General features: G+C 59.5%; 8 protein-coding genes and 1 tRNA gene. 4 read left to right on the forward strand and 5 right to left on the reverse strand.

The genetic code is table 11. From position 1 onward, the window contains the following. Positions 1–17: 17 nt before the first annotated feature. Positions 18–1934 (reverse strand): nucleoside-diphosphate sugar epimerase/dehydratase, encoded by a 1917-nt coding sequence (locus C0V73_RS21210; RefSeq protein ID WP_102022017.1) that lies wholly within the window; start codon positions 1932–1934, stop codon positions 18–20. A 36-nt stretch (positions 1935–1970) separates the two neighbouring features. After that, positions 1971–2537 (reverse strand): sugar transferase, encoded by a 567-nt coding sequence (locus tag C0V73_RS21215; RefSeq protein WP_172450259.1) that lies wholly within the window; start codon positions 2535–2537, stop codon positions 1971–1973. A gap of 650 nt (positions 2538–3187) precedes the next feature. Between C0V73_RS21215 and C0V73_RS21225 the strand changes: the two genes are divergently transcribed. From C0V73_RS21225 to C0V73_RS21235, 3 genes are all read left to right on the forward strand, one after another. After that, a complete protein-coding gene (locus C0V73_RS21225; protein ID WP_143708363.1) occupies positions 3188–4420 on the forward strand; it encodes a hypothetical protein in 1233 nt (410 codons plus the stop codon). 93 nt (positions 4421–4513) lie between these two features. Further along, on the forward strand, positions 4514–5566 hold the full coding sequence (locus tag C0V73_RS21230; RefSeq protein ID WP_102022021.1) for an acyltransferase: 1053 nt from the start codon (positions 4514–4516) through the stop codon (positions 5564–5566). A gap of 13 nt (positions 5567–5579) precedes the next feature. After that, positions 5580–6659, forward strand: coding sequence for a glycoside hydrolase family 5 protein (locus C0V73_RS21235; RefSeq protein ID WP_245408062.1), 1080 nt, complete (start codon positions 5580–5582; stop codon positions 6657–6659). A gap of 874 nt (positions 6660–7533) precedes the next feature. Here C0V73_RS21235 and C0V73_RS21245 read toward each other — a convergent pair. Then, a complete protein-coding gene (locus C0V73_RS21245) occupies positions 7534–8079 on the reverse strand; it encodes a hypothetical protein (protein ID WP_102022022.1) in 546 nt (181 codons plus the stop codon). Between the two features lie 305 nt (positions 8080–8384). Beyond that, a tRNA-Ile gene (locus C0V73_RS21250) sits at positions 8385–8460 on the reverse strand. Positions 8461–8652: 192 nt separating this feature from the next. Between C0V73_RS21250 and C0V73_RS21255 the strand changes: the two genes are divergently transcribed. Further along, positions 8653–9396, forward strand: coding sequence for an SIMPL domain-containing protein (locus tag C0V73_RS21255; RefSeq protein WP_102022023.1), 744 nt, complete (start codon positions 8653–8655; stop codon positions 9394–9396). Positions 9397–9469: 73 nt separating this feature from the next. Here C0V73_RS21255 and C0V73_RS21260 read toward each other — a convergent pair whose 3' ends face one another. After that, positions 9470–10726 (reverse strand): AGE family epimerase/isomerase, encoded by a 1257-nt coding sequence (locus C0V73_RS21260; RefSeq protein WP_102022024.1) that lies wholly within the window; start codon positions 10724–10726, stop codon positions 9470–9472. Between the last annotated feature and the right edge of the window lies 1 nt (position 10727).

Genomic DNA, 10727 nt, shown 5'->3' on the forward strand with positions numbered 1-10727 from the left:
CAGAGTGTTCCGATCACTCACTGAAGAGTTGCGTCATTGCCATCAATCAGGGAAAACAAAACGGTTCTCGCATCCTGTTCATTCTCTTGCGCGACGGCGTTCTCCAGCGCTACCAGCGCGCCTTCGAGGTCTTGATGACCAATCGTCGAGGCGTCCGCTCGCATGATTTTTGGATGGGCCGTCGGTTTGGCATGGTCCCGGTTGTAGAAGAGCTCTTCGAAAGGCTTCTCGCCCGGGCGCTTGCCGATCACCTTGACGGCAATGCCGCCATCGGGGTTGTCGGCGTTCCTGACCTTGAAGCCCGCGAGTCGGATCATGTTTTCTGCTAAATCGCCTATGCGCACGGGTTCGCCCATGTCCAACAGGAAGACGTCGCCGCCTTCCGACATCGCACCCGCCTGCACGATCAGCTCGGCTGCTTCCGGGATGGACATGAAGTACCGCGTCATATCCGGATCGGTGACGGTGACTGGACCGCCCTTGGCGATCTGCTCCTTGAAGAGCGGTACAACCGAGCCATTGGAGCCGATGACATTGCCAAAGCGGACGGCACAAAAGGTCTGCTTGCTGCCGCTGCTGCGGGCCTGGATTGCGAGTTGGCGCACAATGAGTTCGGCCCAACGCTTAGTTGCCCCCATGACGTTTGTTGGGCGAACAGCCTTGTCGGAGGAGATAAGGACAACGCTCTGGACGTTCTCCGCTGCGGCAGCCTGAGCAAGCGTCTGGGTGCCAAAGACGTTGTTACGAATACCTTCCAGAACGTTCGCTTCTACGAGCGGGACGTGTTTGTGGGCTGCTGCATGATAGAGAACCTCGATCCGATGTGTCCGTATCGTCCGTCGCACCAGTTGCTCATCAGTGACCGAGCCGAGAACGGGCACTATGTCAGGGCCGCCCTTCGTCATCAGCTCCTGTTCGATGCGGTAGAGGGCATATTCGCTCGCTTCAAAAAGCACCAGCTTTTCCGGCTTCCAGGTTGCGATCAATCGACAGAGTTCTGAACCAATGGATCCGCCGGCACCGGTGACCATCACCGTCTTGCCGCTTAGTGCCCTCGCCAGTAGATCGTTGTCTGGTGGGACGAAGGAGCGTCCCAAGAGTTCGTCGATTTCGATCTCGCGGATCTGGTTTACGATGTAGCGACCGTCGACGATGTCGGAGATATCGGGTACGCTCCGGATTTTGATCCCGAGCCCTGACACGCGGGCAATGACCGCCTGTCTCGCGTCTGCCGGTATCGATGACATAGACAGCACAATCTCCCGAATGCCGTAGCGTTCGACCAGTATTGGCAGGTCCCGAGGCGGGAAGACGCGGTACCCGCCCACATCATGGCCGTGATTGGCGGGATCGTCGTCAATCAGTCCCATGACGTAGCGGTTTCCATGCCCGCGCAGCGCACGTGCCAGCTGAGCGGCTCTGGGGCCAGCGCCATAGATGAAGATCGGCTCTTCATCGCGGCGCATGCCGGTGCCTGCATTCAAAATCCATTTGGCAGCAAAGCGAGTGCTGCCGATCAGTAGGGTCCCGAGCGCGAAATAGAGAACCGGCACCGAGCGAGGTACGATACCCCTGCCAGTCATCTCGGTCAGGAAGATGATGATGACCCAGCACATCGTTGCGATCATCATCGCACGCAGCACCGTCCAGATCGCTGCTTCCGGCAGATAGCGGATGACTGACCGGTATAAACCTAGGCGAATGAAGACTGGTATTGCCACGGCGACGGCGAAGAATGCCAGAATGACACGTTCAGGAGTTATCGCTGGCGACCAGTTGGAAAGGCGTAAGGCATAGGATGCCCATATCGCGACCAGAAGCAGGACGGCGTCCATCAGAATCATTATCACCCGCTTCCAAGGGCGCGGCGTCCGTATGATCCGTTCGCGTATCGCGCGGATGAAAGGGTGCTGAACGAGGTCGGCTCTTGTCATGGGCTATCGCCGATACTTTCTGACGGGTTGTCCGCTCTAGTGGGCTACGCCTCTGGCTCCGGCGACCTTCAGTGCCGTAAGGATTAATATCCACAGGTCGAACATGAAACTCTGACGTCGCAGATAGTCGGCGTCATAGGCAACTTTCAAGGGAATTTCCAGTTCATCCCGGCCATTTACCTGAGCCCAGCCTGTGAGCCCGGGTTTGAGAGCGTGAACCCCTGCCGCTGTGCGGGCTGTGATGAGGTCATCCTGGTTGAAAAGGGCTGGCCGGGGGCCGACTAGGCTCATCTCGCCCTTGAGGATACACCAAAGCTGAGGAAGCTCGTCCAAACTGCTTTTCCGCAAGAAGCCGCCAATGGGTGTAAGATGTTTTGAGGGATCGTTCAGGAGATGGGTGGCGACGACGGGCGTGTCGGTGCGCATGGTTCGGAACTTCGGCATCAGGAAAATGCTGTTACCCTTGCCTACGCGTTTGGACCAATAGAGCGCAGGTCCCGGCGAGGTCAGACGCACCGCAAGCGCAACGATTGCCATCGGGATTGCGAAGGCCAGCGCCGCACATGCTGAAACAAACATATCAGACAGGCGCTTTATGGTCATGGTGTTTAAAATCTCCGAAAAAATCACTGAGACCGAGCACGAGAGATTCCAGAACATCTCTAGTTACAAAATGAGCGTCAGCTCCTTGGTTCGGCAAGCTCTTTGCCATTTTTTAGGAACACGTCGAACATCACATCGAATGGTTCGCCGTCATTCACTCAATCTGGTTGTTGAGCTTTCGCAATCATGGTTCCCGTTCAGCCAAAATGGCCGCAGTCCAAATGGTCGGCCTGTGGCCACGGCTCGTTAGCACTTGGGCGCCACTGCGGCAACTCGCTGGGCATTCCAAGATTGCTCCTTGTCTGTCAAGCAAACCTTGTATGGCTTTCAGCGAGAGGAATGTCCAAGAGGCTTTCAGCTTTTTTGAACTCGAAGGCAGCTTACGCCATGTCATCCTCTTTGAGCACTATTTCCACCTAGGTGAGAGTGGGGCGGTATCGTGCGCGGTAGCGCTTGACCACCTGGTGGAGAGTCCCTCCAACTGACTCAACTCTTTAGGTTTGTGCCGTTCCGCCGCGCTGATGGGACACCGAAAGCGCTGGGGCCGGCCGTTCTAGCTGGTTGTGCCGTATTGGCTAGGGCGCTCAACCATGAAGCCTTCAGAACTACTTCCACTTCTCGCCTTGCCGCGAGTCGGTTACCCCTTGCTCATGAGCATCGGCACCCTTCAAGACCCATTGACCCGGTCCGTACCCGAGCCCGTCCGGGAGCACGGTCGGCTTGTGCGCGTCGTCGTGCCCCTGGCGGTGATGTATAATGGGTGTCTCGCCATCATCAACGCGCATGTCATGCCGCTCGGCTTCTCCCATGTCGCGCTGGTCGAAATCACGCTGCTCTTCGTTACGCTGCTCTATCTGCTGTATCGCGGACTGTCCGAGGAAGCGCTGCCGATTGTGGCGTTGGTCGGCTTCTTCGCTCTGGTCATGGTCTATACCTCTGTTGTCAATGGCACGGCCTTCGTCGACTTCTTCCGCAACATCCTGATCATCGGGGTCTTCTGCCAGCTTGGCATGATGACGAACAGGCGCAGTCTCGCTTTCGTTTTCCGGGTCTGCTGCGCCTTCATTCTGTCGGTGTTGCTGGTCGAGATCTTCTTTACCCGCATCTACGAGGATCTGTTTTATCCGGCGCTTTATTTCACCAACACGCGCGGGCTGGAGCAGGTCGCGTTTGGGGGCGCTAAGATCTTTCAGAATGCGATCAATATCCCGGGGCGCTTCTCTTTCGGGCTCAGCGACCACCGCACCTCGTCGCTGTTTCTTGAGCAGGTCTCGCTTGCCAATTTCTCCGGCGTGCTCTGCATCTATCTCGTCAGCCGGTTCAACCAGATCACGCGCTTCGACCGCGTTCTCATTCTGGCAACGGTTGCCTTCATCCTTCTGACCAATGACTCGCGCAGCATGCTGGCTTTCGCGTTCATCTGCCTGTTCGGCTATTTCCTGTTTCCAAAGACCAGCAATGGCATCCGCCCGTTCATCATGCCGGTCGTCATCTGCGCCGGGGCTCTGGTCTACCTAATGCGTCCGGATGCGAGCGGCGACACGTTCGACGGGCGTATCGTGCTGACCATGAAAGGCTTCTTCAGCCTCGATTTCGTCGAGCTGCTGGCACTTGATGTGAGCAATATCGCGAGCTTTGCCGACAGCGGCTATATCTACGTGATCAATGCCAGCACGGTCTTCGGGCTCCTGACTTTCTGGCTCTTTGTCAGTTTTTATCCGGCGGGTCAGACCGCGGCTCAGAAGCGGTGTGCCTTTGCGCTTGGCATCTTTATCTCCCTCAACATGATGATCGGGGGAACGGCAATCTTCTCGATCAAGGTTGCCTCGCTTCTCTGGCTGCTCGTCGGCCACATGCGCGTCGCAGAGAAAGAGCGCAGTTAACCGCGTTGCAAGGTCTGGCAGGACAATTGTGCTGCTCGAAGGCTATAAGCAGACCACGGTGCAGGGTTCTTATCCGACGGATTGCCAACACTCATGTGCGTTCAATTGCAGTATATCAGGGCGATTGCCGCTCTGCTCGTCGTCTATTTTCATGCGATCCTGCAGCTGGAGAAACTCAATCCGGATGCTTGGATCACGGATTATCTGTTCGGCAAGAGCGGGGTCGATCTGTTTTTCGTTCTGAGCGGCTTCGTCATGTGGATCACCACCTCGGACAAGCCGCAGACCGTTGCCGATTTCTGGTGGAAACGTGTCCGTCGCGTGGTGCCACTCTACTGGGCTGTGACGCTCGCCGCTGCATTCGTCGCCCTGATCGTTCCGCAGATTCTTAAATCCACCCAGTTCGACATTCCGCACATCCTTGCCTCGCTGGCTTTCCTGCCCTGGATCAATCCCTCCGATCCCGCAGGCGAGATGATCGCGCCGCTGATCGTTCCGGGCTGGACGCTGAACTACGAGATGTATTTCTATCTCCTGTTCGGGCTCTGCCTTCTCGTGCCGGTGCGTCATCGCATCCTGGCCATCACGGCTCTCATCGGTCTCATCTTCCTGGCCGCCAATATGGCGCCTGAGAGCACGGCAGCGCGCTTTTACGGCGATACGGTCATCTTCGAATTCGTCGCCGGCGTCATTCTCGGTCGCATCTACAAGTCAGGGATCGCCTTCTCGGCACCTACCGTCATTCTGGCGCTCGCCCTCGGCTTTGCCGTCCTGGTGTTCAACGACTATCGCGCCTTCGATCTGCCGCGCCTGATCACCATCGGTATTCCGGCGGCCTTCATCATCTTTTTTGCAACGGCCATCCGGATCCCGGATCTCAAGGCCTGGCGCTGGCTGCGCATCCTCGGGGATGCCTCCTATTCCATCTACCTCACCCACATCTTTACGCTGGCAGGCTCCCGCATGGTCTATCCTTGGGTGATCGGCACGCTGCAGAGCGACATGCTGTTCGTGGTGGTGATGATCGTCATGTCCACCCTGGTCGGGCTTGCCAGCTATTATCTCTTCGAAGTGCCTGTCGGGCGCTATCTGTCATCGGACAAGCGCTCGCGGGTCGATCAGTCGGCAAAGCCCAGCAATGCATGAGAGGGCAGGCGGCATGAAGGACAAGACCATGCAATCAAGGCACCGTCGCGCCGTCGTCTGCACCATGCTTGCGGCTCTTATTGGCAGTTCCACCAGCCATGCTAGCCCGGCGGACCTGTGCTTTCGCGGATTGAACATATCCGGTGCGGAGTATGGCGAAGTCGACGGGGTGGAAGGGGTCAACTTCACCTATCCCTCGGCGCCGACGGTTGCCTATTTCGCCGACAAGGGCTTCGATACCGTGCGGCTGCCTTTCAAGTGGGAGCGGCTCCAGCCGACGCTGGGCGAAGCCTTCGACCGAACCGAGCTTGAGCGGCTGAAGACCAGCGTGGCCGGGCTTCGGGAGAAAGGCTTCATCGTCATCCTCGATCCGCATAACTTCGGCTATTATTCCGGCAGCAATATCGGATCCGCTGAAGTGTCTCCGCGACAGTTCGCGCAGTTCTGGATCCGACTGGCAGCCGAATTTGCCAATGAGGACGGCATCGCCTTCGGGCTGATGAATGAACCGCATGATATCGCCCCGGCTGTCTGGCTCGATGCTGCCAATCAGGCGATTGCGGGCATTCGGGCGGTCGGCGCGCGCAATCTCATTCTCGTGCCCGGCACACATTGGAGCGGTGTGGTCACCTGGCCTGAAGATTTCGGCCGTGGGTCGAATGCCGTCGTCATGCTCGGTGTCGTCGATCCAATCGACAACTATGCCTTCGAAGTCCATCAGTACATGGACAAGGACCTCTCGGGCACCAACGAGGCCTGCGTGAACGCGGATCTTGCGGTCGATGGGATGGTGAAACTCTCGGAGTGGCTGCGGACACACGGCAAGCGCGCCTTTCTCGGCGAGTTCGGTGGGTCGAAGGAGCCGGAATGTCTCGCCGGGCTGACGCGCATGTTGGATCAGATGGCGAAAGAGCCCGATGTCTGGCTCGGCTGGACTTATTGGGCCGGTGGGGACTGGTGGTCGCCTGAAGAGGGCAACAACATCCAGCCGGATGCGCAAGGGGACCGCGCCCAGCTCTCCGTCCTTCTTCCGGCGCTCAAGCCCGCTGCCGCAGATCCGGGTGCATGCGTGCGTATTCCGCCCGCGGGATAAGACTTAATTAACCGTAAATACTCATAGTTCAGCAAGAAACGGGCGTCTCGCAGGCGCCCGCTGGACCTCTACATGCATGGGCAAGCCAATCGTGAAAGATCTAACCCGAGGGCTGGGCGAATTTCATTCTCGCGGCCGTGACGCTGGCGCTCAATCGACGTCGTCCGCGGGTGGTGCGAATGTCAGCTTGCGCCGCTATCTCGGCGCGTCGGTCGACGAACGCGACGTCCAGAAGCCGCGATCCGGTCGGCCGCTGACGATGGATGACATCGAGCAGCGGGCCCGGGAGCGATTCGGCTGGGATCTGTCTGGCGGCAATGATGCGCCGGACGAAGGGCAGGGCGGTGCAGTGCGCGAGCCCATGCCGGAAGAGCGCTCGGCCTCAATTCAGCCGCCCGCGGCGTCCGCTGCCGCACCGGTCATCGACCTGAAGTTCGTTGCACTTGCTGCGTGGCGCTATCGGACGGCAGTGCTTGCCGGTGCCGTCGTGTGCGCGCTCTTAGGCGGTGCCATGACCACACTGCTGTCCAAGAAATACAGCGCTGCCGCGACACTTTATTTCGATCCGCAGAAGCTTGCGGTGGAACTCGTTGAAAACGACCGGGCGACGTCGCCGGAAGTGTTGAACGCAACCATCGACAGCCAGACCCAGATCATCACATCGCGCACCGTGCTCGAGACCGTCGCGGCCAATCTGAAGCTGACGACGGATCCCGAATTTCTCGGTCGCCCCTCGGACAATCCGGCGAATGACCTGAACCGCGTGATCTCCGCCTTGCAGAAGCAGATCCTGGTGTCGCGCCAGGAAGGCACGTTCATCTTCCAGGTGAAGGTGACGACCGGAGAGGCGGAGAAGTCGGCCGAAATTGCGAATTCACTGGTCGCAGCCTATCTCAAGGACAGCCGCGTGAATGCCGAAGACAGTTTCGGCAGCGTCAATACGAGCCTGGTCAACCAGTTGACGGCGCTGAGCAAGGCGGTGATCGCGGCGGAAGCCGAGGTGCGCGCGTTTACCGCGCAGAATGATCTCTATGCCGTGGGCGGTGACCAGATCGCCGACAAGCGGCTGCAGTCTCTCGACGACCTGTTGGTTGCCGCACAGCAGAAGATCATCGAGGCTAAGGCGCAGCTCGATACCGTGTCCAGGCTCGACATCAACGACGTTCTCGTCGGCGACGCTGCGGCCTCGCGGACGCTCGGAGATCTCCGCAACCAGTATGCGAGCCTTTCGGCCAATGTGAGCAGCCTGACCGAGCGTCTTGGCCCGCGCCACCCGCAATTGCAGTCGGCAAAGGCGTCGCTCGGCGATATCGAGCGACAGATCCGGCTTGAACTCGAACGCATGGTGGTTGCCGCCCGCAGCGCCTACGAATCGGCGCAGAAGGAAGAAGCTGACCTGCTCAAGGAACTGAACGTTCAAAAGGCATCCCAGACCACCAACTCCACGGCGCTGATCGAACTCAGCGAGTTGGAGCGCAAGGCAAAAGCGGCACGCGACGTCTACGAGGCCGTGCTCAAGCGCAGCGAAGAGACGGCAGCCGAGATGAGCCTCTATTCGAGCAATGTCCGCGTTGTCGCCGAAGCCTTCCCGGCCCAGGCCCCCGACGGCCCCGGCCGCAAGGTTCTGCTGATCGCCGGCATCTTCGGCGGCGGCCTTTTCGGCCTCGGCTTGGGAATTGTTCTGGCTGCCGGCTTTGTGCTGTATCGGCAGATGTCAAGATCAAATGGTAGGCCCGGAGGGACTCGAACCCCCAACCAAGCGGTTATGAGCCGCCGGCTCTAACCATTGAGCTACGGGCCCAGCCCGGCGGATCGCCGACGGGCGGGTTATGGTCACCCCGCGCCGTGCAGCGGCTCTAACGCAATTTCCGGTATGCGACAAGTCTCTGCCGCAATGGCTTCACAATCACGCGTCATCACAGATGCCGGAAGGGCATGGTGCCGGGTGAGACGAAGAGGTCCGCCGGCACTGCGGGACACAAGGAAAGATTTCATGCTGAAAATTACACGCGCTCTCGTCATGGCAACGGCACTCTCAGGTTCTGTTCTCTCGGTCGGATTTGTCGCGCCGGTGTTTGCTGCAGAGACGGAGCGTCGCGAGGCGACGATCATGGTGTCGGGCGAGGGGGAGGCTGCGATCGCGCCCGATATGGCCGTCATTTCGCTGGCAGTCATGCGCGATGCCGAGACGGCGGGCGAGGCGCTTTCGGCCAATAGTGCCGCCATGGCCGAGGTGCTGGCCGACCTCAAGGCTCAGGGTATTGCGGACAAGGACCTGCAGACCACGGATTTCTCGATCCAGCCGAAATACAAGCAGGAAACCCGCACTGACGGCACTTATGAGGCGCCTGTTATTGTCGGTTACACGGTCAGCAACGGGCTGACCGTTCGGGTGCGGGATCTCGCCAAGCTCGGAGAGATCATCGATCGGTCGGTGAAACTTGGCGTCAACCAGGGTGGCGGTATCTCGTTCACCAATGACGATCCGGAAGCAGCGGTCGAAGCGGCGCGCAAGCAGGCGGTCGAGAAGGCTGCCGCCAAGGCGAAGACGCTGACGGAAGCCGCCGGCGTCAAGCTCGGACGCGTGGTTGAGATTTCCGAGAATTTCGCCCGGCCGATGCCGCAGGTCTATGCGGCAGCACCCATGGCGAAGATGGCGGATGAATCCGTGCCGATCGCGTCCGGCGAGAACCTCTATACGGTGACCGTCAACATCACCTATGCGATCGAGCAGTAAGCTTCGAAGACAGCACTAGAACGAAGAAAGGGCCGGTTTTCCGGCCCTTTTGCATGTCTACGTGGTGCTTCCATCAAACATCGAGTGGATGCTCTGCAATCATGCTGGTCAGGCTGCCTTCCGCCGGGAAAAGCGGTATCAGGCAGGCCTGCAGCGCGTGGTAGATGTCGCCCTTGCCGGGGAAGAGGCTATTCGCTGGCTTTCCGCCCTCGGTCAGTTCCTCGTGCCAGCCTCCATACTCCCGGTCGAGATTGTTGGCCGCGATATAGTTCCAGATCTTGCGGTAGCTCTCCTCGTGGAAGTCGCTTTCCTGGTGCTGGTTGAGGAAGTGTGCTGCGGCGGCGCCTTCGCAAAGCGGCCACCACAGTTTTGCGCGCTTGTCGGGGGCGTTTTCCCAGTCCAGCGTGTAGAAGAAGCCGCCTTTGTCCTTGTCCCAGCCGAGCGCCATGGACTGGAAGAAGAGGCCGCGTGCGGCTTCCGGCATCCAGTCGTGGTTCTTTCCGCCGAGAACCCAGAGCTGGAGGATCAGACGGGCCCATTCGAGCCAATGGCCGGGCGTGGTGCCGGCGGGGCGGAACATTTCGTTCGGATGGTAGTAGGTGCGGTCGACCACCCAGTTTTCATCGAAATGCTCGGCGACGCGGAAGGCTTCCTCGCGGGCGCGACGGTTGATGATGAGGTCGGCGATCTGCTCCGCCTTGGTGAGGTAATGCCGCTCGCCGGTTGCCTCAAAAGCTGCCATCAGGCTTTCGGTCAGATGCATGTTGGAGTTCTGGCCGCGATAGCCGGGCACCGGCTGCCAGTCGGCAGAGAATTCCTCAGCGATGGCGCCGTGGTTCTCTTCCCAGAATTTCTCCTCGATCACTTCAGTAATGTCGGCCAGCATGGCGCCGGCCAGCGGATGGCTGATGCATTTAGCGGAGGCGGCCGCGAGCAGGACGAAGGCGTGGCCGTAGCCCTGCTTCGTGTCGTCGGCAGCTCCTGTGTCGTTGGCTTGCCAGAAGTAACCGCCGTTCTTCTGGTCCCGGTGGCGCTCCCAGAGATAGCGCATGCCGTGGTCGACGATGTCGGCCGAGCCCGGGCGGCCGAGCAGGTGGCCGATCGCAAAGCAATGGACCATGCGGGCGCTGGCATGGATACCGCGGGCGGGATTGTCGGTCGAAAGCGGCTTGCCGTCGCGCGACAGGTCGTAGAAGCCGCCCTTCGGGTTGATGGCCGACCTTGAGAAGAAATCGAAAAGGTCGTCGGCGCGGTTCAGCAGCCATTTGCGGTGGTAGGGCCGGGCGCTCCAGGGGGTGGATGGCGATGGCTGCGACTGATTTTCCGACATT

This window comes from Rhizobium sp. TH135, from assembly GCF_002855515.1.
Taxonomy (GTDB): domain Bacteria; phylum Pseudomonadota; class Alphaproteobacteria; order Rhizobiales; family Rhizobiaceae; genus Allorhizobium.